The following is a 22,985-nucleotide window of genomic DNA, read 5'->3' as shown; positions in this document are numbered from 1 at the left end:
CGATGCTGCGGCGCGAAGTGCAATTCCGCACCGCACAATTTTCCTTGCCGCTCCGGGGGAATTCGCCTAACGTCCGCTCATGACGATCGCGGACCCATTCGATGCCATTGCGGATCCGAACCGGCGCCATCTGCTGGAGGAACTCAGGCGCGCGCCAAGGACCGTCAACGAGCTCGCCGAAGGTCTGCCGATCAGCCGGCCCGCCGTCTCCCAGCATCTCAAAGCCCTGCTCGACTGCAACCTGGTATCGGTATCGACCAGCGGCACACGGCGGATCTACGCGATCAACAGGCCGGGCTTCGACCGGCTCAACCTGTGGCTGGACCAATTCTGGTCCTGATGCACTCCTCGGCCGTGCAAAGCCGACCGGACCTTGGCCCGGTCAAGCAATGCAATCTATCTTTTCGGGATTGTTTTGACCCTATCGTCGCATCGCCTCTGCAGCTCCGCGCGGCGATGCGTCCCGATGCAATCGGGAATACCGTTCACGCTCAGTGCGTCGAGGAACGGAGTCTTTCGATTTCGTCCTTGATGCGCAGCTTCCGTCGCTTGAGTTCGCTGATCAGTTCGTCCTCGCAGGACGGAGAGTTCAGAGCCTCGTGTAGCTCCTCTTCAAGGACGCCATGTTTTTTCTCAAGCGTTGCAAGATGAGCCTCAATGGTCATTGGCAGTCCCTTCCCTTTAGCTTGCATCCGGCACGCAAATGCCGGATGTTCCATGGTTGAAACCTTTTTACTGTGCCATGCCATTTTTCATTTGTCGAAGGCGAAATGATGACGCCGGGTAACTTCCCGTCGCTAACCAAGATGTGGTAGAGCGACGCAGGAATTTCCGGATCGCGGATCGGCGAAGCCGGGCTTATGGGGATCGCTTTGCATGCCGGACCAGGACCAGGCCGAACTCAGACTGACTATCGCGCGCCTGAGGCAGGAACACGAAGACTACGACGCGGCAATCAACGCGATGATCCAGACGGGCTGCGACGCCTTGCGCGTCCAGCGCATGAAAAAGAAGAAGCTGGCCATCAAGGACAAGATCACCAAGATCGAAGACCAGATCATTCCCGACATCATCGCCTGAAATGGACCGAGACGTGACCGATACTACGCCCCCGCCCGTTGCCATCATCATGGGAAGCCAGTCGGACTGGGAGACGATGAAGAACGCGGCCGACACGCTCGAGGCGCTCGACATCGCCTACGAAGCCCGGATCGTTTCCGCCCATCGCACGCCCGACCGCCTGGTCCGCTTCGCCAAGGGCGCGCGCGACGAGGGGTTCCAGGTGATCATCGCCGGCGCAGGCGGTGCTGCGCATCTTCCCGGCATGTGCGCGGCCATGACGGCGCTTCCGGTCTTCGGCGTTCCGGTCCAGTCGAAAGCGCTTTCCGGCCAGGACAGCCTGCTGTCGATCGTGCAGATGCCGGCCGGCATTCCGGTCGGCACGCTTGCGATCGGCAAGGCGGGGGCCATCAATGCGGCACTTCTGGCCGCCGCCGTGCTCGCGCTCGGTGACGAGGATCTTGCCGACCGTCTCGACGACTGGCGCGAACAGCAGACCGTATCGGTCGCGGAATATCCGGTAGACGAGGCATGAAGACCATCGGCATCATCGGTGGCGGCCAGCTTGGCCGCATGCTGGCCATGGCCGCTGCCCGCCTGAACTTCCGCACCGTGGTGCTCGAGCCGCAGCCGGACTGTCCGGCGGCGCAGGTGGCGAACGACCAGATCGTCGCCGCCTATGACGATCCGCGCGCGTTGGACGAGCTTGCGCGGGTGGCGGATCTCATCACTTACGAATTCGAGAACGTCCCGGTCTCGGCCGCCGAGCAACTCGCCCGTTCGCGGCCGGTCTTTCCGCCGCCGAAGGCGCTGGAAGTGGCACAGGACCGTCTCGCCGAGAAGCGCTTCATCAACGGCTGCGGCATCGCCACCGCCGGGTTCCAACCCGTCGACAGCCAGACCGACCTCGAGGCCGCCCTTGCGGACTTCGGCGGCGCCGGCGTGCTCAAGACCCGCCGGCTCGGCTACGACGGCAAGGGCCAGCGCGTCTTTCGTTCCGCTGCCGACGATCCGGCCGGCGCCTATGTCGCGCTCGGACAGGTACCGCTGATCCTCGAAAGCTTCGTGCCGTTCGACCGGGAGATCTCGGTCATCGCCGCACGCGCGGCCGACGGCACGACCGCCTGTTTCGATCCTGCCGAGAATGTGCATCGCAACGGCATTCTCCACACCTCGACCGTGCCCGCATCCGTCGGTCCGTCGGCCACGGAGGCCGCCCGCAAGGCGGCAACCGCCATCCTCGACGCGCTCGGCTATGTCGGCGTCATCGGTGTCGAGTTCTTCGTTCTGGCCGACGGCGGCGTCGTCGCAAACGAGATCGCGCCGCGCGTACACAATTCCGGCCACTGGACGGAGGCCGCCTGCGTCGTTTCGCAGTTCGAGCAGCATATCCGCGCGATTGCAGGCCTGCCCCTCGGCGACCCGTCGCGCCATTCGGATTGCGTGATGCAGAACCTGGTCGGCGACGACATCGCCCGCGTTCCGGACTTGCTTGCCGAGCGCAATGTGTTCCTTCATCTCTACGGCAAGGCCGAGGCGCGGCCCGGCCGCAAAATGGGGCACTTCACCCGCCTGCTCTGACGGGGACGCCACGGAAGGCGGGGACAGGCGGCAAAATCCCCGGCACGCGGTTGACACGATTGGGTCGACACGGTATGTGCCTGCCTACTTGAACAGCGCGCTGAACGGCGCGCTTTTGATTGTTGGAATTACCGGGCGAATTTTCGTTCCCCGAAACCTGCGGATCAGGAAAAATGAAGATCAAGAATTCGCTCAAGTCCCTGAAGACCCGTCACCGCGAAAACCGCCTGGTTCGTCGCAAGGGCCGCGTCTACATCATCAACAAGCTGAACCCGCGCTTCAAGGCACGCCAGGGCTGATGCTTGCTGCAGGCCGTGCCTGCAGCGCCGCGCGTCTTGGCGGATGCGCAAAGATCGTACCACTTGGGTGACTGCACGTTTCCCGAAGCGGCAGCGATCCGAGGAAAACTGGAATACGGCGGCTTGCTCGCCGATTTCCCAAAATTGATTTGATCTTGTTTCATGGCGGGCTACGATGTCCGCCATGCGTGTTTTTGTGAACTTGATTCTGGCAGCTCTTGCCATGACAGCCGCCGCGGTGGCGGCCGCCGCGCCGCTCAGCGCGGCAGAGCCCGCGCCTCAGGCCGAAGTCGCTGCCCTCACCACCCCAAAAGAGCGTGTCGACGCCCTCTTCGCCGATCTCAAGAAGGAAGGCGATGAGGACAAGGCCCGGCAGGTGGCCGATCGCATCCGTCTCGAATGGCAGGATTCCGGCAGCGCGACCGTAAATCTCCTGATGCAATGGGCCAGCAAGGCGATTGCCGATGAGAAGCAGACGGCGGCGCTCGACCTTCTCGACCAGGCGATCGCTCTCGCCCCCGACTATGTCGAAGGCTGGAACCGCCGCGCCACGCTGCACTACCAGATGGGCAACTTCCGCAAGTCGATGTCCGACATAAATCATGTCCTTGCCTTGGAGCCCCGCCATTTCGGTGCGCTCGCCGGCATGGCCACCATGCTCGAGGCCGCCGGGAAGGATGAACTTGCCATGCGCGCATGGCAGCAATTCCTCGACATCTACCCCTCCGACCGGAAGGCGCAGGAGCAACTCGGCGAGCTCGCGGAAAAGCTTGCCGGCAGCCGCACGTGACCGGCACTCGTTAAAAAATGCCCCTCATCCGGCCTGCCGGCCACCTTCTCCCCGCAAGCGGGGCGAAGGGAACGAGCGGCAGGCTCCCATCCCTCCTCGGCCGTTGACAATGGCGCAAGGAACGTAGGGAGGGGACGAAGTTGGCGCCGCGAGTCCCTTCGCCCCGCTTGCGGGGAGAAGGTGCCGGCAGGCGGATGAGGGGCAGTTTCGAAATGCGCTCGCTCGAACCGCGGCGGCTCAGATGCCCGATTGGCCGTCCGAGCCGATATAGGCGATGCGCAGCATGTTGGTGGCGCCGGGGGTACCGAGCGGCACGCCGGCGGTAACGATGATGCGGTCTCCCGGCTTGCCGAAGCCTTCCGTCGAGACGATTCGACAGGCGCGGTTGACCATATCGTCGAGGTCGGTCGCGTCCTCTGTGACGACACAGTGCAGCCCCCAGACCACGGAAAGGCGACGGGCCGTCTGGACGATCGGCGAAAGCGCGATGACAGGCACCTGGGGGCGCTCGCGCGCTGCGCGCAGGCCGGTGGTGCCAGAGGAGGTGTAGGTCACGATTGCGGCAAGCTTGAGCGTCTCGGCGATCTGGTGAGCGGCAAGCGAAATGGCGTCCGCGCCCGTTGCCTCCGGCGGCGTGCGCTGAGCGTAGATGATCCCCGGATAATGCGGATCGCGCTCGACGTTGCTGGCGATCGACGCCATGGTCGAAACCGCTTCGACGGGGTACTCGCCGGAGGCGGATTCGGCCGAAAGCATCACCGCATCGGCACCCTCGAACACGGCGGTAGCCACGTCCGACACTTCTGCGCGCGTCGGCACAGGCGAGGAGATCATCGATTCGAGCATCTGCGTGGCGACGACGACCGGCTTGCCGGCTCGCCGGCAGGCACGCGTCAGTTGCTTCTGAAGTCCCGGTACGGATTCGAGCGGCATTTCGACGCCCAGGTCGCCGCGTGCCACCATCAGCGCATCCGAAAGCTCGATGATCTCGTCTATCCGCTCGATCGCCTGCGGCTTCTCGATCTTCGACATCAGTCCAACGCGGCCGCGGGCGATCTTGCGAACCTCGGCAAGGTCCTCAGGGCGCTGGATGAAGGAAAGCGCCACCCAATCGACCTCTCCTGTCGCCAGCACGGCGTCGAGGTCGACGCGGTCCTTGTCCGTCAGCGCGCCGACGCCAAGCAGGGTATCGGGCAGGCTGACGCCCTTGCGATCCGAAATCCGCGTGCCGGAAACAACCGTGGTGACGATGCTCTTGCCATCGGTCTTTTCGGCGCGCAGATGCAGCTTGCCATCGTCGATGAGCAGGCGATGGCCGGGCTTCACCGCTTCGAGGATCTCCGGATGCGGAAGATAGACGCGGCGGCTGTCGCCGGGCACGTCGCGGTTGTCGAGCGTGAATGTCTGGCCGATCTTGAGCTCGACCTTGCCTTCGGCGAACTTTCCGACGCGCAGCTTCGGCCCCTGCAGATCGGCGAGGATGCCGATCGGACGGCCGCAGCGCGCCTCGACCACACGGATCCGCTCGATCAGCGTGCGCATGACCTCATGGCTTGCATGGCTCATGTTGATACGGAACAGATCGGCCCCCGCCTCGTGCAGCTTCTGAATCATCTGCTCGTCGGCCGATGCCGGCCCGAGCGTCGCGAGGATTTTGACTTTCCTGTTCCGTCTCATCAATTCTGGCTTTCCTGCGTGCCGGGCGTGTCGGAAAGCTGAACCATCCAGCTTCCCTGCCGCCCCGTGTCGTATTCCTTGAATCCCATGCGCTGGAAGCCGCGGGCGAAGCAGTCCTGCACGCCGACGATCTTGAACTCGTTCTCGGCCACGCACATGTTGACATCGCCGGTCCAACGGCCGCCCTTGGCCGCATCTTCCGCGTAGAGATAATAATATCGGGACTGAAGTTCGCCCTCGATCAGCGTGGCGCAGGTCGTCGCCGGAACCTGCCACCAGCCTTCCGTCACCCAGCCTTCCTTGGCCCGATAACCGATTGCCACGCCGACCAGAGTCTGCGTCCCGTTGCAGACTCGAAAATCGGCGCGGGCATCGCCGGCAGAGAGAAATGAAGCGGAAATTGCCAAGGAAAACAGGAGGATGGATCCAAACGTCATCGACCCCGGCTTCACTCTGGAAAAAGGATATCTAGACACGGCTTCCTACGGAACTCCGTTTTGATTTGCGTGGCACTTTCTTGCGACGCCCAGCCCCGAAAGTCAACGCAACTCTAATCGATTATAATCGTCATTCCTGTGACGGAACGGCATAAGAGCTTCGCGTTTTTCTTGCGAATGGCGGCTTTGCGTGCAATCAGGTGGGTACCTTCAGCCTGGCAGGAGCGGAATGCAGCACTACTCTCCTTACGAGATCACCGGGGGCGATCCGGCAAAGGGTCTCGTGCTGGTTGCCGACCATGCAATGAACCGGCTGCCGCCGGAATATGGCCGGCTTGGCCTGCCCGAAAGCGCCTTCGAGCGTCACATCGCCTACGATATCGGCATCGAACCGCTGACGCGGCAATTGTCGGCCGCACTTGACGCGCCGGCCGTGCTCGGCTGTTTCTCGCGCCTCCTGATCGATCCGAATCGCGGCGAAGACGACCCCACCCTGATCATGAAGATTTCCGATGGCGCGATCGTTCCGGGCAACCACCCGATCTCGGACGAGGAGTGGCAGAACCGCATAAGGCGCTTTCACCGCCCCTATCACGAGGCCGTATCCGAGACCATCGCCCGGTCCGCCGCCGCCGGCGGAAGAGCGCCTCTCGTCATCTCCCTGCATTCCTTCACGCCCTTCTGGAAGGGCGTGGCACGCCCCTGGCATGCCTCGGTTCTCTGGGACAACGACCCTCGCGCCGTGTTTCCGCTGATCGAACGGCTGGAGGCGGCCGGCGACATCGTCGTCGGCAACAACGAGCCCTATGACGGTGCGCTGCGTGGCGATACCATGTACCGGCACTGCATGGCTCCCGGGATTGCGCATGCGCTGATAGAGGTCCGCCAGGACCTGATCGCCGATGCCGCGGGCGCCGAAGCCTGGGCGGAACGTCTGACGCCCATCCTTGCGGCGCTGAACGGTCTGCCGGAGCTTCATGCCTACCATCGCCACCCGTCCCGTACGGGTGCTTACAGCGACTGAAGAAGAGGAGGCCACACCGATGAGCGAAATCAGCCCGGAACAGCGCACCGCTTTCGAGGCCGCGGCCTTCCGCCGGCTGCTCGAGCATCTGCGCGAACGCAGCGACGTCCAGAACATCGACCTGATGAACCTCGCCGGCTTCTGCCGCAATTGCCTGTCGAATTGGTATCGCGAGGCGGCGGAGGCTTCCGGCCTGCCGATGAGCAAGGAGGAGTCCCGGGAGATCGTCTACGGCATGCCCTATGAGGAATGGCGGACGCAGAATCAGGGTGAGGCCTCGCCCGAGCAGAAAGCCGCGTTCGAGCGCAATCGCCCGAAGGAGTAGGACCTGCGCGGGAAATGCCTGTGTTGTTGCGCAATCGCCCTTGACCTCGGCGGCCGTTCACGGCAGTTCACACCACCCGGAAAATTCATCCCCACAAGGAGACGACCATGTCGGATGCTCACGGCATTGCCCGCGACCAGCTTCGCGCTTTCATCGAACGAATCGAACGGCTGGAAGAAGAGAAGAAGACCATCGCCGACGACATCAAGGATGTCTATGGCGAGGCAAAATCGATGGGCTTCGATGCCAAGATCCTGCGCAAGGTGATATCGATCCGCAAGCAGGACGCCGACGAGCGCATGGAACAGGAAGCGATTCTCGACACCTATCTGCAGGCGCTGGGCATGATCCCTGCCGCCGAAGCCGAGGACGCAGCCTGACGACTCAGCAAAAAGCCCGCCGGCGGACTGACCTGGCGGGCTTTTTATGTTTAGGCGGCAAGCGAAGGCTCAGTTTGTGCTGAACTTCTTCACTTCCATGAAGTTGACGGCGCTGCCGCTGAAGCGCGCCGTATCGACCGCTCCGCTATTGCTGGTAAAGCCGGCCGCATAAACGGTCGTCGGAGCGACTCGGAGCGACTTGCTGACGAAGCGCGGCGCCTTGACCGGCTTCGACAGGGTCGCCACACGGCCCGCCGAAAGTGCCCACTCGGAAATGATCTTCTTCGTCAGTTTCGGTTCCGTGCGGACAGAAGACCGGCTCTTCGCCTCGGCATCCTGCCTCTTGGGACGTGCGCCCTTCGAGGGAGCGTCGGCCTCCGTGTCGAAGACGCTGTCGAAGATCGCCTCACGTGAAGCGGAACCCGGCTGCGGCGCATAGGCGGCGACCTCGATCGCCGGAGAAAATGCAGGCGTCCGATCCTCGCTGGTCGGCGCGGCGAGGGCCACGCGTGTGCCGGCTGCCGGCGGCTGTGCCGCGGAAGCGAGCCGATCCGCGGAAGCCGGAATAGTGACCTCGGCGTGAGCCACGGCCGCGAGTGCCTCTTCGCCGGCCGGACGCATTCCAGGCACCGGCACGAAGCCGAACTCCTGAGCCTGGCCGTCGGCGGAGGCGACGAGCGTCTCGTTGGCGATCAGAGCGTTCATGTCGCGACGGTCGAGCATTTGCGGAACCGGAACCTTGAGCGCGCTCAGATCCGCGAATTCCGAAGGCACGGCCGTCGTCGGCTGCATGGCGGCTGCCAGCGCCTCCTGGGCACTGTTCTTCTCCGGCGCGACGAGTGCAACCGCTACGCCGCCATCAGCCGGGGTTTCCTTGAATGCCGGTCGCACGGCCGGCACTGGTGCGTTGATATCCTGTTCGGCAGGCGCCGCGGTGGAACCGGCAACGCCGGGAAGCGCATCCCGGGCCGCCGGCGCGGATGCGGTCTGAACCTTGGCCGGAGCTTCCTCTTCGGCGCCGCCGGCAGCGATTGCCGCGGGTTCTTCATCCTCGTCGCCGCCTCCGCCGAAGAGCGCAGCGAACAGGTTGCGGCGCTTGCCGGTATCGCCCGGACCCTTGGCGCCGCCGCCTGCGACCTCGATCGCCGATGCGCCGACGCGGCGCTTGTAATCGGCCACCGCCTGCTCATAGCCCGGCAGCGGCCTGCCGTCGGAGGGAATATGCATGGTCTTGCCGTCCGGGAAGAGCCGCGCGAGTTCGTTGCGCGTCATGCGCGGCCAGGCTCGCACGCCACCGACGTCCATATGGACGAAGGGCGAACCGGAAGTCGGATAATAGCCGACGCCGCCCACCTGGAACTTCATGCCGACCTCGCGCAGCGTCTTGAGCTTCACGTCCGGTATATAGAAGTCCATCGCCTTGCCGAGCATGTGCTGGCTCTTCTTCGCGACGCCCTTCGACCGCGACCTCAGCATGCCGTTCGTGGCGGGGGAGCGATAGGCGGAAACGACATGGATGTAGTCGCGAGAACCGCTCTTCTGGTAAACTTCCCAGACGAGATCGAGCAGGCGCGGGTCCATTTTGGTCGGCTCGTTTCGCCGCCAGTCGCGCAGGAAGCGATTGATCTGCTGCAGACCCTTCTGATCGTAGCGACCGTTGCGCTTGTAGGTGATCTGCGCCTTTTCCTTGGTGTGGATGAAATAGAGCTTGAGGGTGCGTGTCTGGCCGGCGGCCTCGACCGGAGGCGCCATGCCGGGTGTGACAAGGGAGCAAACCAGCGCGATGGACGCCAGGACCTGGGGCGCCTTTCGAGCGACCGCCGAGCAGAGTCTGCGCGCAAAGGAACCGACTGGTTCCTCCAAACCGAACAAATTTGGCATTCAATCCCCGTCCGACGGACAACCGTGCTTTGCTGTCTCAGATGACTGTCAAATAAGGTGACAGCATGGCAATTATGCCACAGTGTTCACCGCCCCTTATAATATAGTGAACAGTTTGCTAACAAGGTCTAAACGGCGGTGAACGATTTGCACGGCAAATGAGGTGTGAATGCGTCGATTTTATGCCGCTTCACGCAGGGGATTGTCGGGATCGATGCCGTAATCCTTGAGTTTGCGATAGAGAGTCGAGCGCCCGATTCCCAATTTGCGCGCCACTTGGCTCATCTGGCCGCGGTAGAATTTCAGGGCAAACCGAATCAGTTCCTCCTCGACCTCGGCGAGCTTCCTGACCTCGCCGCCTTCGCTGAGGCTGGCGATGGCGTTCTCCAGACGGCCTTCCGGGGTCTGCTCGGAATGCGCCGGTTGTTCCCGCGCGCCGGCATCGGCCTGGGCGGCGGCGAGCTGACCGGAGGCGGGACGACGTTCCGGGCCGGCTTCCCCCCAGGAGAGACCGGAGCGGTCGGCAACGATGTAGCCCGGTATCTGGGTGGCGACCTGCGGAAAATCCCTGACCGTGAGTTCGTGGCCGTCAGCAAGCACGACGGCGCGGAAGATCGCGTTTTCGAGCTGGCGGATATTGCCCGGCCAGTCATAGGACGTCAGCAGCGCCATGGCACCGCTCGATACCGTCAGCCGCTGATCGAGTCTCTGCTCGGCGGCGAAGCGCTCGACGAAGGCGCGTACCAGAACGGGGATATCCTCCTTGCGCCGGCGCAGCGCCGGAATGGTGATCGGGAAGACGTTCAGCCGATAGTAGAGATCTTCGCGGAACCGGCCCTCGCGAACCTCGGTGATAAGGTCCTTATTGGTGGCCGAGATGAGGCGCACATTCACCTTCTGCGGCTGACGCGCCCCGATCGTCTCGATTTCGCCCTGCTGGACGGCGCGCAGCAGCTTGACCTGTACGTCGAGCGGAAGATCGCCGATTTCGTCGAGAAAGAGGGTGCCGCCGTCGGCATCGACGAACTTGCCGCTGTGCTTTTCGCTCGCGCCCGTAAACGCTCCCTTCTCATGGCCGAAGAGAATGCTCTCGACGAGATTGTGGGGGATCGCGCCGCAATTGACGGTGACGAAAGGCTTCGCCGCCCGGTCGCTCGCCGCCTGGATGGCGCGGGCCACCATTTCCTTGCCGACGCCCGACTCGCCCTCGAGCACGATCGGGATGTTCGACTGAGCAGCGCGGCGCGCGAGATCGATGACGCGGATCATCGCCGGGCTCGCCGAGACGATATCGTCGAAACCGACGGCCCCGCCACGCGGACGCCGCGCGGTTTTGACCTTGCCGTCACGACTCGCCATCTTCAGCGCGTTGCCCAAGGCGATCGACAGCCGCTCCGGCGAAACCGGCTTGACGAGGAAATCGAAGGCGCCGGCCTGCATCGCCTGGACCACCGTCTCGATGCCGCCCTGCCCTGTCTGGACGATGACCGGGATGTCGATGCCACGCTCGGCGAGCGCCTCGAGAAGGCCGTGCCCGTTCATTTCCGGCATCAGAAGGTCGAGCAGGATGACGTTGATGATGCCGCCTTTGCGCTGCAGGAGTTCGAGCCCGCTGCGCCCGTTGTCGGCGAGATGCGCGACATGGCCCAGCCGCTCGATCATGTTCGTCAGCAGCCGCCGCTGCACCGGATCGTCGTCGATGACAAGAATATGGGATGTCACGAAAGCCTCCTGCTTGGGACACGCGGGGTACTTTTGGCCAGCATCATGTGCCAAATCATACCGGCCATTCGTCCCACAAACGGCTGAACATCCTGTTTTGAGAAATGCTTGCATTTTATCCATCGCGGGCGGTAGCAATGGGCGCCATGCCGTTGCCTCGCTTCAGGGTTAAGGCCTGTTCAAAACGAGAGAACCGACGATGAATTTTGCCTCGCCACGTCTCGCCGCCTCCGGGCAATCCCCCCTGCGCGCCACGCTGGTCAACTCGGGGGCCGATCAGGCTACCGCGGCGCCGGCCGAGCTCGGCGAGCTGCCGTCCTGGCGGCTCACGGACCTCTACCTCTCACCCTCTTCCGAGGAATTCCGCTCGGACCTCGCGAAGGCGGATGCCGACGCGATCGCCTTCGAAGCGAAGTGGAAGGGCAAGCTGAAGGAGGCTGCCGGCCGAACCGGTGATCAGGGCATCGGCGCGGCCGTGAAGGAATTCGAGGCGCTGGACGACCTCATGGGCCGCATCGCCTCCTTTGCCGGACTTACCTATTTTTCCGATACGTCCAATCCGGCGAACGGAAAGCTCTACGGCGACGTCCAGTCGAAGCTTACCGACATATCGGCGCATCTCCTGTTCTTCTCGCTGGAACTCAACCGCATCGACGACAAGGTGATCGACGACGCCCTCACGACCGACAGCCTTGCCGCCCACTATCGGCCCTGGATTCTGGACCTGCGCAAGGACAAGCCCTATCAGCTCGACGACAGGCTGGAGCAGCTTTTCCTCGAAAAGTCGATGACCGGCGCAAACGCCTTCAACCGGCTCTTCGACGAGACGATCGCATCGCTGACCTTTTCGGTGGACGGCAAGGAGCAGCCGCTGGAAGTGACGCTCAACCTTCTGCAGGACCCTTCGGTCGAGGTGCGCAAGAAGGCCGCGCTCGCGCTTGCGGAGACCTTCAAGGCGAATATCCGCACCTTTACCCTCGTCACCAATACGCTTGCAAAGGACAAGGAAATCTCCGACCGCTGGCGCGGTTTCGAGGATATCGCCGACAGCCGCCATCTCGCCAACCGGGTGGAGCGTGAGGTCGTGGATGCTCTGGCCGCATCGGTAAAGGCCGCCTACCCCCGGCTCTCGCACCGCTACTATGCGATGAAGGCCAAGTGGCTCGGCATGGAGCAGATGGATTTCTGGGACCGGAACGCGCCTCTGCCGGAAACGCCGAACGCGCTTATTCCCTGGAACGAAGCCAGGGACACGGTCCTTTCCGCCTATCACGCCTTCGCCCCGGAAATGGCGGCGATCGCGCGGCGCTTCTTCGACGATGGCTGGATCGACGCGCCGGTGCGACCCGGCAAGGCGCCGGGCGCTTTCGCGCATCCGACCGTCCCTTCCGTGCACCCCTATGTTCTGGTCAACTACATGGGCAAGCCGCGCGACGTGATGACGCTCGCTCACGAACTCGGGCACGGCGTCCATCAGGTCCTTGCGGGCGCGCAGGGCGCGCTGATGGCCTCGACGCCGCTGACGCTTGCGGAAACCGCATCCGTGTTCGGCGAGATGCTCACCTTCCGCGCGCTCCTCGACCGGACGAAGGACAAGCGCGAGCGCAAGGCGATGCTTGCGCAGAAGGTCGAGGACATGATCAACACGGTCGTCCGGCAGATCGCCTTCTACGATTTCGAGCGCAAGGTGCATACGGCTCGCAAGGAAGGCGAACTGACGGCCGAGGACCTGGGGCGGATATGGCTGTCGGTGCAGAGCGAAAGCCTCGGCCCGGCGATCCGGCTTTCTGAGAGCTACGAGACCTACTGGGCCTATATCCCCCACTTCATCCATTCGCCCTTCTACGTCTATGCCTATGCCTTCGGCGATTGCCTGGTGAACTCCCTCTATGCCGTCTATCAGAACGCCGAGCGCGGCTTCCAGGAGAAGTATTTCGAGATGCTGAAGGCGGGCGGCACGAAGCATCATTCCGAACTTCTGGCGCCCTTCGGGCTCGACGCCACCGATCCGTCGTTCTGGGCACAGGGCCTGTCGATGATTGAACGGCTCATCGACGAACTGGAGGCGCTTGATAAGGCGTGATCCGCTCGGGCCTTGCTGGCCCCGTCGGACCGAATTGACAGCGACCGACCTCGATGATCGAACACGCGCCCTATGTCCTCTTCCGGGACGACAGCGAGAACCGCACGACGGTTTTCGCCGAGCCTTTACGCGTCATCACGGCACGGACGAGGGCTGAGTTCCACCGCGGTCTTGGCGAAATCGACGCGGCCCATCGTGCCGGCAAATGGATCGCGGGCTTCATGGCCTACGAAGCGGGCCATTTTTTCGAGAAGAAACTGGCCTCCTTCGCGCCGGAGAACCGGGAAACACCGCTGATGTCCTTCGGCGTCTTCGACGCGCCGGCGGAGGCCCATCCGCTTGCGGTGCCGCAGCGGCGCACCGAAAACGAACCCTTCCTCCTGGAGCCTCGCGCCGGCTGGGATTTTCCTGCTTATCGCCAGCGCTTCGAAAAGCTGCACCGGCACCTGCGCCAGGGCGATTGCTACCAGGCGAACCTGACCATGCCGATCCACGCGCGCTGGTCCGGCGATCCGCTCGCCGCCTTCTGGTCGCTGATCGAGCGTCAGCCGGTCAAATACGGCGCACTCGTCGCCCTCGACGGTCCGGTCCTGCTGTCGCGCTCGCCCGAGCTTTTCTTCCGGGTCGACGCCGACGGCTGGATAGAGACGCATCCGATGAAGGGCACGGCGCGGCGCGGCTCGAGCCCTGATGAGGATGACGCGATCATCGCAGCGATGCGCGCCGACGAGAAGACGCAAGCCGAAAACCGCATGATCGTCGACCTTCTGCGCAACGACATCTCCCGCGTCACCGAAGTCGGCACACTCGACGTGCCGAAGCTCTTCGACATCGAGACCTATCCGACGGTCCACCAGATGGTCAGCCACGTCAGGGCGAAGCTTCTGCCGGATATCGGCATCGCCGACATATTCGCTGCGCTCTTTCCCTGCGGCTCCGTTACCGGCGCGCCGAAGATGCGGGCGATGGAAATACTCCACGATCTGGAGTCCGGGCCGCGTGACGCCTATTGCGGCGCGATCGGTTACATCGCCCCGAACCGCACGATGCGCTTCAATGTCGCGATCCGCACCATATCCCTCTTTACCGGGGGCCGGGCTGTGTTCAATGTCGGCGGCGGCATCGTCTTCGATTCCAAGGCCGAGGCAGAGTACGAGGAATGCCTGTTGAAGGCCCGCTTTGCCGTCGGCGATGCCGAGATCGCCCGATGACCGGTTTTTCCCTGATCGAGACGCTGCGCTACGAACCGGAGCATGGCTTCACGAGGCTGCGGCTGCATCTGGCGCGGCTGACGCGCTCCGCCAGGCGTCTCGGCTTTACGGGTGCGGCCGCAGCCGAGTCGGCGCTGGGGCGAGCCGTTTCGGGCGCGCGGGCGCCGCTGCGCGTGCGCCTCACGCTCGACCGCGACGGCAGCATCGACGTGACGACGGCACCATTCGTGCCGCTTGCCGAAGGCGCGGCGTGGCGGGTGCGGATCGCCTCGACGCGGCTCGACTCTCACGACCGGCTGCTCCGGATGAAGACCACGCGTCGGAGCCGCTACGAGGCGGCACGCAGCGAGTTTTCCGCGGCGGAGGCCGACGAGGTGATCCTGCTCAACGAAAAAGGGGAAGTCTGCGAGGGCACGATAACTTCGGTCTTTCTCGATGACGGCAGCGGTTACTTGAAGACGCCGCCGATCGCCTGCGGCCTTCTCGCCGGCGTTCTGCGCACGGAGCTCATCTGCCAGCGGCGGGCACGGGTCGAGCGGTTGGCTCCTGCCGACCTCGCAAGCGGCCGTCTTTACATCGGCAATTCCCTAAGGGGTCTGATCCGGGCTGAACTCACGGTCTGATCCGGGCAGCGTATGACGCTTGACGCGATCGCGCCCTTCACGCTTGGCGATGTAAAGCGCCTCGTCCGCGCGTGAATAGATGTCGCCGACGCTGTCGCCCTCGCGATACTCAGCAAGCCCCACCGAACAGGTGTAGAAGAACTCCGGTATGTTCGAGAGCGGCCTGGCGTTGCGGATCTTGTCCAGCAGCCTGTCGAGGATGAGATTCGCTTCGCCCACGGTGGTGTCCGGCAGGATCAGCATGAATTCCTCGCCCCCGATACGACCGAAGCAATCGGAGCGCCGGACGAACTCCTGCATCTGGCGGGCGAAGTCGAGCAGCACTTCGTCGCCCCGGTGATGGCCGTAGCGATCGTTGATCGCCTTGAAATAGTCGATGTCGATGATCGCCACGCATCCCCACATGTGCGGGTTCTCGGCGCAGTTCCGGATGAACTCATTGAGTCTCTCCATCGTATAACGCCGGTTGGGCACGCTGGTGAGTTCGTCCACCTGCGAGGCACGCAGGGCGAAATCGCGGTCCTGGCGAAGCTTGCGCTCCCCTGCGCGTACGTCCGTCATGTCAACGGCGATGCAGAGCATCCAGCCTTTCTGGTCCACGGTCTCCGTCATCCAAAGCCAGCGGCCGTCGTGGAGATCGGTCTCGACGGTGCGGAACGGCACCTTGCCGCGCCTGTGGACCGTAGCGGCGATCCAGGCTTCGAGGTCGTCGGTCTTGAGGACGGTGCCCCTGCCCGCGGCATGGTTGCGACGCATGATCTCCGCCCAGGTCGGCGCCTCGTCCTCGCCGACGTGATAGGCGGACCGAAAGGCTTCATTGGCGTAGCGCAGTCGATCATGCGGGTCATAGAGCGCGATCAACACCGGTGTTGCGGCTTGCAGGCCCATCAGGGCCTTGAGGTGATCACCAGTCACGGTCGGGCTGCTCCAGGAAAATATCAATCAGCACGCGAAACTATAGCACGAGGTGCTTGTGGCAAACTGCCCGGATCGTGGTTTTCTGATCGAATCGACCTGAAATCATGACCATATCGATCCGTCATCGCGACCCTGTCGAAGACAGCCGGTTAAGCAAAGTCTCAAGTGCCGGGTTGACGGGCCGGCTCTTTATTGTGACAGGAAACTGTGATCTACAGCGCCGCGCATCTATCCAGACGTGCAAAGCCGCTGCAGCGCTTCTTGTTGCCTGCGTGAATCTGCCCGACCATGCAGGCCCCGCCAGGAATTCGAGGCTCGCTTTGCGCGCATGCAAGCATCGCACAGGGACGTTTTCTCAGGAGAAAGACAAAAATGGCAGACACCACCTACCCGGTTTACGGTGAGATCACCGGCCCGATCGTGATGATCGGCTTCGGTTCGATCGGTCACGGCACCCTGCCGCTGATCGAGCGCCACTTCAAATACGACAAGAACCGGTTGATCGTGGTGGAGCCCCGTGAGGATGCCAAGGACACGGAGATCTTCGTGCGCCACGGCGTGCGTCACGTGCGCGCGGCCGTCACCAGGGACAACTACAAGGAACTGCTGAAGCCGCTTTTGACCGAAGGCGGCGGCCAGGGCTTCTGCGTCAATCTCTCGGTCGACACCTCTTCGCTCGACATCATCAAACTCTGCCGCAAGCTCGACGTGCTCTACGTCGACACGGTCATCGAGCCCTGGCTCGGCTTCTACTTCGACGCGGAAATGGACAATGCCGCGCGCACGAACTACGCGCTGCGCGAAACCGTTCGCCGCGAAAAGGAAAAGAACCCGGGCGGCACGACCGCCGTTTCGACCTGCGGCGCCAATCCCGGCATGGTTTCCTGGTTCGTCAAGAAGGCCCTCCTCAACCTCGCCGACGATCTCGGACTGAAATACGAGGAACCGCACCAGGACGACCGTGAAGGCTGGGCGAAGCTGATGAAGAAAGCCGGCGTCAAGGGCGTCCACATCGCCGAGCGCGATACCCAGCGCGCGAAGCACCCGAAGCCGCTCAATGTATTCTGGAACACCTGGTCGGTCGAAGGCTTCATTTCCGAAGGGTTGCAGCCGGCGGAACTCGGCTGGGGCACCCACGAGAACTGGATGCCGAAGAACGCCAAGAAGCACAAGAAGGGCTGCAAGGCGGCGATCTACCTGGAGCAGCCCGGTGCCAACACCCGCGTGCGCAGCTGGTGCCCGACGCCCGGCCCGCAATACGGCTTCCTCGTCACCCACAACGAATCGATCTCGATCGCCGACTTCTTCACCGTCCGCGACAAGGACGGCGAGGTCTCCTACCGCCCGACCTGCCACTACGCCTATCATCCGGCCAACGATGCCGTTCTCTCGCTGCACGAGATGTTCGGCAACGGCGGCAAGGCGCAGCCGGAACTGCACGTCCTGGACGAGCATGAGCTCGTAAACGGGGTCGACGAGCTCGGCGTGCTGCTCTACGGCCATGCCAAGAATGCCTACTGGTACGGCTCGCGTCTCTCGCTGGAAGAAACCCGCCGCATCGCGCCCTACCAGAACGCCACCGGCCTGCAGGTCACGAGCGCCGTTCTTGCCGGCATGGTCTGGGCTCTTGAAAACCCGAAGGCCGGCATCGTCGAAGCCGACGAGATGGACTACAAGCGCTGCCTGGAAGTGCAGATGCCTTATCTCGGCCCCGTCGAGGGGCACTACACCGACTGGACACCGCTCGATGGGCGCCCGGGCCTTTTCCCGGAAGACATCGACACGAAGGACCCCTGGCAGTTCAGGAACATTCTCGTCCGCTGAGGTTCACGCGACGAAGCACGCCCTGTCGGCCCGGAGCAGTCCTGCTCCGGGCCTTTTCTTTTGCGAATGTCGAGCGCGCCGCGCTCATGCCCGCTCTTGCTTTCAACTCATGATCGCGGCATGTTTCGCGCACTGCAGCACCCGCGTGTCTCAAAAGACGCACAACGGTCGCTGCGGTGCTTTGAAACGCCGCACAATTGCACCCGGATCGGTTCCGATCCGCGCAATTATGCGGTAGAGCGGGGACAGGAAAGCATGAAGCGGTTTTGCGTTCGCATCCCGCTCAACTCGTGACGCGGGAGAAACGCCGATGAAGCCATTCGCCATCCTCACCCTCCTGGCAACTGCCGCCGCGCTGGCATCCTGTCAGTCCCAGCCTCGGGAACTCCGGCCAATGTCTTCGGCGCCGCAGGCGACGGGTGTCGAGGGTTCCTGGGTCGATCCGAACGGCATCGTCTCCACTTTCGCAGGCGGCACCTTCTCGACTCGCACGACCGACACGAACCAGCTTCTCGCCTCCGGCAACTATGTGAACGTCAGCCCGACGCTGGTGGAAATCAACATGACATCGCTGGTGCGCAACACCCAGTCCAAGGTCAACTGTGCGCTGGCAACGCCGGCGCAGCTGAACTGTACGACGGACTCCGGCGCACAGTTCTCGCTGGCGCGCCGCGGCTGAGGCCTCCGGCCCCACGAGCAAGGCCCTAGATCACGATGTTTTTAGGTCGGGTCGGCCTAAAAACATGAACGTGATCGATTCCTAGAAGTTGAGACGCGGGATGCGGGCGGAAAACCGCGCACACTTTTCCTCATCCCGCTCTCCAGCGGGGCCTTTTTTCTCTTCGAGTGGGCTTAACCTTATCTGAAATCCGGCAAAGAAGGCATGCGTTTGCGGCTTGAAGTCGATCTCGACTGGTGAAAACATCCGCTACAGCGCGGCGCGTCTTACCTGGAACTCGGCCGACAGCACACAGGAGCAGACCATGATCAGACACATGCGGACGGGCCTCTTTGCCGCTTCCCTTCTCGCGCTCTCGTCGGGCGCAGCTTTTGCCGATTATGAATTGAACATCCTGCACATCAACGACCTTCATTCGCGCATCGAATCGATCAACAAGTTCGATTCGACCTGCTCGGCCGAGGAAGAGGGCAAGAACGAGTGCTTCGGAGGCGTCGCCCGCCTCAAGACGCTGATAGACCAGAAGCGCCAGGAACTGACGGGCAAGAACGTGCTTCTGCTCAACGCCGGCGACAACTTCCAGGGCTCGCTCTTCTTCACCACCTACAAGGGCGCCACCGAAGCGGAATTCCTCAACCTGATGAAGTTCGACGCGATGACCGTCGGCAACCACGAGTTCGACGAAGCCGAAGACGGCCTTGCCAGCTTCCTCGACAAGGTCGCTTTCCCGGTCGTCACCGCCAATGTGCTGCCGAGCCACAAGTCGAAGATCGGCGCCCGGATCAAGCCGTCGATCGTGCTCGATGTCGGCGGGCAGAAGATCGGCATCGTCGGCGCAGTGGCCAACGACACGCCGGAGCTCTCGTCGGTCGGGCCGGACATCCTCATCGGCGAGGACGTGGCAACCATCACCAGCGCGATCGAAGAGGTCAAAAAGCAGGGCGTCAACAAGATCATCGCGCTCACCCATGTCGGCTATCCGCGTGACCTCGCGGCGATCGCCAAGATCCCGGACGTCGACGTGGTGGTCGGCGGCCACTCCCACAGCCTGCTTTCCAACACCGACGAAAAGGCCGAAGGCCCCTACCCGACGATGGTCGACAATCCCGGCGGCTACAAGGTGCCGGTGGTACAGGCCGGCTCCTACAGCAAATATCTCGGCGATCTCGTGGTGACGTTCGACGACAGCGGCGTGGTCAAGGCCGCCAAGGGCGACCCGATCCTCGTCGATTCCTCCGTAAAGCCGGACGAGGCCGTGGTCGCGCGCGTCAAGGAACTCGCCAAGCCCATCGAAGAGTTGCGGTCGAAAGTGATTGCCAAAACCGAGGCGCCGATCGACGGATCGCGCGAGACCTGCCGCGCCAAGGAGTGCGAGATGGGCAGCCTCGTGGCCGACGCGATGCTCGATCGCGTCAAGGGCCAGGGCGTGACGGTCGCCATCACCAACGGCGGCGGCTTGCGCGCTTCGATCGACGGCGGCGACGTGACGATGGGCGAAGTCATCACCGTCCTGCCCTTCCAGAACACGCTTTCCACCTTCCAGCTGAAGGGCTCCGACATCCGCGCAGCCCTGGAAAACGGGCTCAGCCAGGTCGAAGAAGGCGGCGGGCGCTTCCCGCAGGTCGCGGGCCTCAAATATTCCTTCGATCGTTCGAAGCCCGCCGGCAGCCGCCTCGTCAGCGTCGAGGTCAAGGAGGGCGACGCCTTCGCAGCACTCGATCCGGAAAAGACCTATTCGCTGGTCAGCAACAACTTCATGCGCGGCGGCGGCGATGGGTACGCGGTCTTCAAGGACAAGGGCGAGAACGCCTATGACTACGGCCCGGGCCTCGAAACCGTGCTTGCGGACTATCTTGCGGCGCATCAGCCGTTCAAGCCCTACACCGACGGCCGCATAGCAGAGGTGGCTGCCGCGCCGGAAGCGTCGCCGAGCGCCGCACCGGAGCCGGAAGCCGCCGCAAAGCCGGCCGAAGGCGGAACGGCCGCCCCAGCCCCGGAGCCTTCGGCCGAGGCAGCGGCCGCAGCCGAAGGTCCGCGCAAGCACGTCATCGTCCGGGGCGACACGCTGTGGGACCTCGCCCAGTCCTTCTACGGCAGCGGCACCGAATGGAAGCGGATATCGTCGGCCAATGGCGATCCGGCGCCGCGGGCGCTCGAAATCGGCCGCGAGCTGGACATCCCGGCCGAGTAAGACAATTTGCCTCGACATTTGCGACCGGCGCGGGCTTTCCCGCGCCGGTATTTCTTTTTAGAAGGATTTGAAACTGCCGCACAGCCACGCAGAAGCGCGGCCGCCTCACGAGAACCGGGATGACAGCCATGGATGCGAACACCGAACACCCCGCCGTCGGCTACGGGAAGCTGGGCGTGCTCCTGGTAAATCTCGGCACGCCGGACGGCACCGACGTGACCTCCATGCGCCGCTATCTCAGGGAGTTCCTGAGCGACAGGCGCGTGATCGAATGGTCGCGTCTCTTCTGGTATCCGATCCTCTACGGCATCGTGCTCAACACCCGGCCGCGCAAGGTCGGCAAGGCCTACGAGCTCATCTGGAACAAGGACCTGAACGAAAGCTGGCTCAGGACCTACACGCGCAACCAGGCGGCACTGATGGCCGAGGCCTTTGGCGGCCAGCCGCAGGTCGTCGTCGACTGGGCGATGCGCTATGGCCAGCCCTCGATCGCGTCGCGCATCGAGGCGCTGCAGAAGGCCGGATGCGAGCGGATTCTCGTTTTCCCGCTCTATCCGCAATATGCCGCAGCCACCACCGCCACCGTCAACGACAAGGCCTTCGAGGCCCTGCTCAAGATGCGCTGGCAGCCGGCGCTCAGAACCGTGCCGCCCTATCACGACGACCCGGTCTATATCGATGCCCTGGCCACCTCGATAAACAAGCATCTCGCGACTCTCGATTGGGAGCCGGAACTCGTGCTCGCCTCCTTCCACGGCATCCCGAAGAGTTATTTCGAAAAAGGCGACCCCTATTATTGCCAATGCCAGAAGACTGCGCGGCTGCTCCGCGAAAAACTCGGCTGGCCGCAGGACAGACTTCAAGTCACCTTCCAGTCGCGCTTCGGCCCGGAAGAGTGGCTGCAGCCCTATACGGACGCCACCGTGGAAAGACTGGCCAAGGAAGGCGTGAAGCGGATCGCCGTCATCAATCCGGGCTTCGTTTCCGACTGTCTGGAGACGCTCGAAGAGATCGCCGGCCAGGCCGCCGAGAGCTTCCACCATAACGGCGGCGAGAAATTCGCCCATATACCTTGCCTGAACGACAGTCCCGAAGGCATGGCCGTGCTCAACCATGTGGTGCGCCGCGAGCTTGAGGGCTGGCTGTAGCCCAAAGCGTTTCAGAGTCTCATTGAAACGCTGAAACGCTCCAGCCGTCCGAGGTGATGCACGTGCGCACGGAACCGTTAACACTTTCCGGCGAGTGCTCTAAATCCTTTGGAAGTCGAAGGAGAATGCACCGCCGTCCAGTACGGCCGTCGTGATGGCAGTTGCGAGAGGCAGGAGGGTGGCGGCATTGTCGATTTGCCGGAGCAGCGAACCGACGATCCGTGCGGTGTCGATACCCTCGACCGTTTCGCCGCCGAGCTCGCCCGCCATAACCTCAGAAACGGTGTGGCCAAGGCCGAGGCCGTGACCCAGCCGGCTATTGCGCCCGCCGCCGACCGTCACATGCAGATCGCCGATCCCGGCGAGGTCGAAGGCGGAAGCACGGCTGCCGCCAATCCGTTCGCAGAGCAGCGCCATTTCCTGCGCTGCCTGGTTGAAGGCTGCCGCCGTCGGGTTCCTCGACTGGCAATCGGCGCGCAGCCTGTCCGGATATCGCGTTTGCATGGCGCTCACGCCGATCGCGAAGAAGTTCTTGAGCGCCGCGCAGGCCTCGACGCCGGTTACATCCTCGCTGAGCGCAAGACGGTAAAAGGGCGCCCGCATCAGGCCCGCGGCAAAGGCAGCCGCCGCCCGGTCGCGGCTGGCATAGATGCTGGATGTCGGGCAGCGGTTGGCAAGCTCGCGCGCGATGCAGGGGCCGCCGATGCCGATGAAGCTTTCCATATTGGCGATCTGTGGCGGCAGCGTCTCGGCATAGGTGACGATCCGTTCGCCCTCGCGGTCGAGGCCCTTCGTGACGAAGGCGACCGCCTTTTTCGAGCGCAGCAGGCCATTCAGCCGGTTAACCGCCCAGACGATGCCCGGGCTGCTGACGCCGACGACGACAAGATCGGCCGCCTCGGCATGTTCCGCACCGAGCTCCTCGTCAGCGAGGATCGTCACCTTTTCGGAAAGCGTTGCGTCGAGCTTCGGATGGGTTGCGCCCGCTTTCATCCGGGCAACCGGCACTGCATCGAGCGGCGTGCCGGCCAGCAGCACCTTATGGCCATTGTCGCTTGCCGGCACGGCCAAGGCAGTGCCCATCACGCCAGCTCCGAGAATGAGGATCATTGCCATCTTCGTCCTCCTCCGTT

23 protein-coding genes are annotated in these 22,985 nt (G+C 63.3%); 16 read left to right on the top strand and 7 right to left on the bottom strand.

The genetic code is table 11. From position 1 onward, the window contains the following. Positions 1 to 79 precede the first annotated feature (79 nt). The gene (locus M1D43_RS16290) at positions 80 to 340 is read left to right on the top strand and encodes an ArsR/SmtB family transcription factor (RefSeq protein WP_003536024.1); all 261 of its coding nucleotides are present in this window, start codon (positions 80 to 82) and stop codon (positions 338 to 340) included. A 151-nt stretch (positions 341 to 491) separates the two neighbouring features. On the opposite strand, the gene M1D43_RS16285 is transcribed toward M1D43_RS16290, so the two are convergent. Then, positions 492 to 665 (bottom strand): YdcH family protein, encoded by a 174-nt coding sequence (locus M1D43_RS16285; RefSeq protein WP_003536026.1) that lies wholly within the window; start codon positions 663 to 665, stop codon positions 492 to 494. Positions 666 to 876: 211 nt separating this feature from the next. Here M1D43_RS16285 and M1D43_RS16280 point away from each other — a divergent pair, with 211 nt between their 5' ends. From M1D43_RS16280 to M1D43_RS16260, 5 genes are all read left to right on the top strand, one after another. Next, positions 877 to 1,080 (top strand): YdcH family protein, encoded by a 204-nt coding sequence (locus M1D43_RS16280; protein ID WP_003536028.1) that lies wholly within the window; start codon positions 877 to 879, stop codon positions 1,078 to 1,080. A 1-nt stretch (position 1,081) separates the two neighbouring features. Further along, entirely contained in the window at positions 1,082 to 1,594 is a 513-nt protein-coding gene (gene purE / locus M1D43_RS16275; protein ID WP_164819217.1) for a 5-(carboxyamino)imidazole ribonucleotide mutase, read from the top strand. Beyond that, positions 1,591 to 2,640, top strand: coding sequence for a 5-(carboxyamino)imidazole ribonucleotide synthase (locus M1D43_RS16270; RefSeq protein WP_127597893.1), 1,050 nt, complete (start codon positions 1,591 to 1,593; stop codon positions 2,638 to 2,640). Before purE ends, M1D43_RS16270 begins: the two co-directional genes overlap by 4 nt. A 173-nt stretch (positions 2,641 to 2,813) precedes the next feature. Then, positions 2,814 to 2,939, top strand: a complete 126-nt coding sequence (ykgO, locus tag M1D43_RS16265) for a type B 50S ribosomal protein L36 (RefSeq protein ID WP_010970191.1) — start codon at positions 2,814 to 2,816, stop codon at positions 2,937 to 2,939. Between the two features lie 175 nt (positions 2,940 to 3,114). Continuing rightward, complete coding sequence (locus tag M1D43_RS16260) at positions 3,115 to 3,729, top strand: hypothetical protein (RefSeq protein WP_127597894.1); 615 nt, start codon at positions 3,115 to 3,117, stop codon at positions 3,727 to 3,729. 237 nt (positions 3,730 to 3,966) lie between these two features. On the opposite strand, the gene pyk is transcribed toward M1D43_RS16260, so the two are convergent. Next, positions 3,967 to 5,406 (bottom strand): pyruvate kinase, encoded by a 1,440-nt coding sequence (gene pyk, locus M1D43_RS16255; protein WP_003531041.1) that lies wholly within the window; start codon positions 5,404 to 5,406, stop codon positions 3,967 to 3,969. Next, positions 5,406 to 5,843: a DUF1036 domain-containing protein gene (locus M1D43_RS16250; RefSeq protein WP_003531042.1), complete on the bottom strand. Its 438-nt coding sequence runs from the start codon at positions 5,841 to 5,843 to the stop codon at positions 5,406 to 5,408. The genes pyk and M1D43_RS16250 overlap by 1 nt, the downstream gene beginning before the upstream one ends. Before the next feature lie 229 nt (positions 5,844 to 6,072). Between M1D43_RS16250 and M1D43_RS16245 the strand changes: the two genes are divergently transcribed. The 3 genes from M1D43_RS16245 (at position 6,073) to M1D43_RS16235 (ending at position 7,572) form a co-directional block, all read left to right on the top strand. Further along, positions 6,073 to 6,867, top strand: a complete 795-nt coding sequence (locus M1D43_RS16245) for an N-formylglutamate amidohydrolase (RefSeq protein WP_028009796.1) — start codon at positions 6,073 to 6,075, stop codon at positions 6,865 to 6,867. A gap of 19 nt (positions 6,868 to 6,886) precedes the next feature. Further along, positions 6,887 to 7,192 carry a DUF1244 domain-containing protein gene (locus tag M1D43_RS16240; RefSeq protein WP_003531046.1) on the top strand — a complete coding sequence of 102 codons (306 nt, stop codon included), beginning with the start codon at positions 6,887 to 6,889 and terminating at the stop codon, positions 7,190 to 7,192. Between the two features lie 107 nt (positions 7,193 to 7,299). Then, entirely contained in the window at positions 7,300 to 7,572 is a 273-nt protein-coding gene (locus M1D43_RS16235; protein ID WP_003531048.1) for a DUF2312 domain-containing protein, read from the top strand. A gap of 69 nt (positions 7,573 to 7,641) precedes the next feature. Here the strand turns inward: M1D43_RS16235 and M1D43_RS16230 are convergent, their stop codons facing one another. Beyond that, positions 7,642 to 9,453, bottom strand: coding sequence for a peptidoglycan L,D-endopeptidase MepK (locus M1D43_RS16230; protein ID WP_153315383.1), 1,812 nt, complete (start codon positions 9,451 to 9,453; stop codon positions 7,642 to 7,644). Positions 9,454 to 9,633: 180 nt separating this feature from the next. Beyond that, positions 9,634 to 11,175: a sigma-54-dependent transcriptional regulator gene (locus tag M1D43_RS16225; RefSeq protein ID WP_027992121.1), complete on the bottom strand. Its 1,542-nt coding sequence runs from the start codon at positions 11,173 to 11,175 to the stop codon at positions 9,634 to 9,636. A 199-nt stretch (positions 11,176 to 11,374) separates the two neighbouring features. Between M1D43_RS16225 and M1D43_RS16220 the strand changes: the two genes are divergently transcribed. From M1D43_RS16220 to M1D43_RS16210, 3 genes are read left to right on the top strand one after another with little or no spacing between them, the layout of a single operon-like run. Continuing rightward, positions 11,375 to 13,258 (top strand): M3 family oligoendopeptidase, encoded by a 1,884-nt coding sequence (locus M1D43_RS16220; RefSeq protein ID WP_153315387.1) that lies wholly within the window; start codon positions 11,375 to 11,377, stop codon positions 13,256 to 13,258. A gap of 53 nt (positions 13,259 to 13,311) precedes the next feature. Further along, the gene (locus M1D43_RS16215) at positions 13,312 to 14,469 is read left to right on the top strand and encodes an aminodeoxychorismate synthase component I (protein ID WP_153315389.1); all 1,158 of its coding nucleotides are present in this window, start codon (positions 13,312 to 13,314) and stop codon (positions 14,467 to 14,469) included. Then, positions 14,466 to 15,092: an aminotransferase class IV family protein gene (locus M1D43_RS16210; protein ID WP_003531062.1), complete on the top strand. Its 627-nt coding sequence runs from the start codon at positions 14,466 to 14,468 to the stop codon at positions 15,090 to 15,092. The genes M1D43_RS16215 and M1D43_RS16210 overlap by 4 nt, the downstream gene beginning before the upstream one ends. Here M1D43_RS16210 and M1D43_RS16205 read toward each other — a convergent pair. Continuing rightward, a complete protein-coding gene (locus M1D43_RS16205; RefSeq protein WP_164835193.1) occupies positions 15,057 to 16,007 on the bottom strand; it encodes a sensor domain-containing diguanylate cyclase in 951 nt (316 codons plus the stop codon). The two genes, M1D43_RS16210 and M1D43_RS16205, sit on opposite strands and share 36 nt — an antisense overlap. 375 nt (positions 16,008 to 16,382) lie before the next feature. On the opposite strand from M1D43_RS16205, the gene M1D43_RS16200 reads away from it, so the two are divergent. The 4 genes from M1D43_RS16200 to hemH all read left to right on the top strand — a co-directional run bounded on the left by M1D43_RS16200 (position 16,383) and on the right by hemH (position 21,852). Next, on the top strand, positions 16,383 to 17,834 hold the full coding sequence (locus M1D43_RS16200) for a homospermidine synthase (protein WP_153315391.1): 1,452 nt from the start codon (positions 16,383 to 16,385) through the stop codon (positions 17,832 to 17,834). A 310-nt stretch (positions 17,835 to 18,144) separates the two neighbouring features. Continuing rightward, positions 18,145 to 18,513, top strand: a complete 369-nt coding sequence (gene omp10 / locus M1D43_RS16195; protein WP_003531074.1) for an outer membrane lipoprotein Omp10 — start codon at positions 18,145 to 18,147, stop codon at positions 18,511 to 18,513. Positions 18,514 to 18,817: 304 nt separating this feature from the next. After that, positions 18,818 to 20,704 (top strand): 5'-nucleotidase C-terminal domain-containing protein, encoded by a 1,887-nt coding sequence (locus M1D43_RS16190; protein WP_153315394.1) that lies wholly within the window; start codon positions 18,818 to 18,820, stop codon positions 20,702 to 20,704. A 128-nt stretch (positions 20,705 to 20,832) separates the two neighbouring features. Further along, entirely contained in the window at positions 20,833 to 21,852 is a 1,020-nt protein-coding gene (hemH, locus tag M1D43_RS16185; protein ID WP_003531079.1) for a ferrochelatase, read from the top strand. Between the two features lie 99 nt (positions 21,853 to 21,951). On the opposite strand, the gene M1D43_RS16180 is transcribed toward hemH, so the two are convergent. After that, positions 21,952 to 22,968: a 2-dehydropantoate 2-reductase N-terminal domain-containing protein gene (locus M1D43_RS16180; protein ID WP_153315396.1), complete on the bottom strand. Its 1,017-nt coding sequence runs from the start codon at positions 22,966 to 22,968 to the stop codon at positions 21,952 to 21,954. Between the last annotated feature and the right edge of the window lie 17 nt (positions 22,969 to 22,985).

Source organism: Ensifer sp. R1-3 (genome assembly GCF_056739175.1).
This window is presented reverse-complemented; position numbering and strand designations above follow the sequence as displayed.

Coding starts and splice junctions, on each gene's coding strand:
- M1D43_RS16290 (WP_003536024.1), top strand. CDS start 80: ATGACGATCGCGGACCCATTCGATGCCATTGCGGATCCGAACCGGCGC.
- M1D43_RS16285 (WP_003536026.1), bottom strand. CDS start 665: ATGACCATTGAGGCTCATCTTGCAACGCTTGAGAAAAAACATGGCGTC.
- M1D43_RS16280 (WP_003536028.1), top strand. CDS start 877: ATGCCGGACCAGGACCAGGCCGAACTCAGACTGACTATCGCGCGCCTG.
- purE (WP_164819217.1), top strand. CDS start 1,082: ATGGACCGAGACGTGACCGATACTACGCCCCCGCCCGTTGCCATCATC.
- M1D43_RS16270 (WP_127597893.1), top strand. CDS start 1,591: ATGAAGACCATCGGCATCATCGGTGGCGGCCAGCTTGGCCGCATGCTG.
- ykgO (WP_010970191.1), top strand. CDS start 2,814: ATGAAGATCAAGAATTCGCTCAAGTCCCTGAAGACCCGTCACCGCGAA.
- M1D43_RS16260 (WP_127597894.1), top strand. CDS start 3,115: ATGTCCGCCATGCGTGTTTTTGTGAACTTGATTCTGGCAGCTCTTGCC.
- pyk (WP_003531041.1), bottom strand. CDS start 5,406: ATGAGACGGAACAGGAAAGTCAAAATCCTCGCGACGCTCGGGCCGGCA.
- M1D43_RS16250 (WP_003531042.1), bottom strand. CDS start 5,843: ATGACGTTTGGATCCATCCTCCTGTTTTCCTTGGCAATTTCCGCTTCA.
- M1D43_RS16245 (WP_028009796.1), top strand. CDS start 6,073: ATGCAGCACTACTCTCCTTACGAGATCACCGGGGGCGATCCGGCAAAG.
- M1D43_RS16240 (WP_003531046.1), top strand. CDS start 6,887: ATGAGCGAAATCAGCCCGGAACAGCGCACCGCTTTCGAGGCCGCGGCC.
- M1D43_RS16235 (WP_003531048.1), top strand. CDS start 7,300: ATGTCGGATGCTCACGGCATTGCCCGCGACCAGCTTCGCGCTTTCATC.
- M1D43_RS16230 (WP_153315383.1), bottom strand. CDS start 9,453: ATGCCAAATTTGTTCGGTTTGGAGGAACCAGTCGGTTCCTTTGCGCGC.
- M1D43_RS16220 (WP_153315387.1), top strand. CDS start 11,375: ATGAATTTTGCCTCGCCACGTCTCGCCGCCTCCGGGCAATCCCCCCTG.
- M1D43_RS16215 (WP_153315389.1), top strand. CDS start 13,312: ATGATCGAACACGCGCCCTATGTCCTCTTCCGGGACGACAGCGAGAAC.
- M1D43_RS16210 (WP_003531062.1), top strand. CDS start 14,466: ATGACCGGTTTTTCCCTGATCGAGACGCTGCGCTACGAACCGGAGCAT.
- M1D43_RS16200 (WP_153315391.1), top strand. CDS start 16,383: ATGGCAGACACCACCTACCCGGTTTACGGTGAGATCACCGGCCCGATC.
- omp10 (WP_003531074.1), top strand. CDS start 18,145: ATGAAGCCATTCGCCATCCTCACCCTCCTGGCAACTGCCGCCGCGCTG.
- M1D43_RS16190 (WP_153315394.1), top strand. CDS start 18,818: ATGATCAGACACATGCGGACGGGCCTCTTTGCCGCTTCCCTTCTCGCG.
- hemH (WP_003531079.1), top strand. CDS start 20,833: ATGGATGCGAACACCGAACACCCCGCCGTCGGCTACGGGAAGCTGGGC.
- M1D43_RS16180 (WP_153315396.1), bottom strand. CDS start 22,968: ATGGCAATGATCCTCATTCTCGGAGCTGGCGTGATGGGCACTGCCTTG.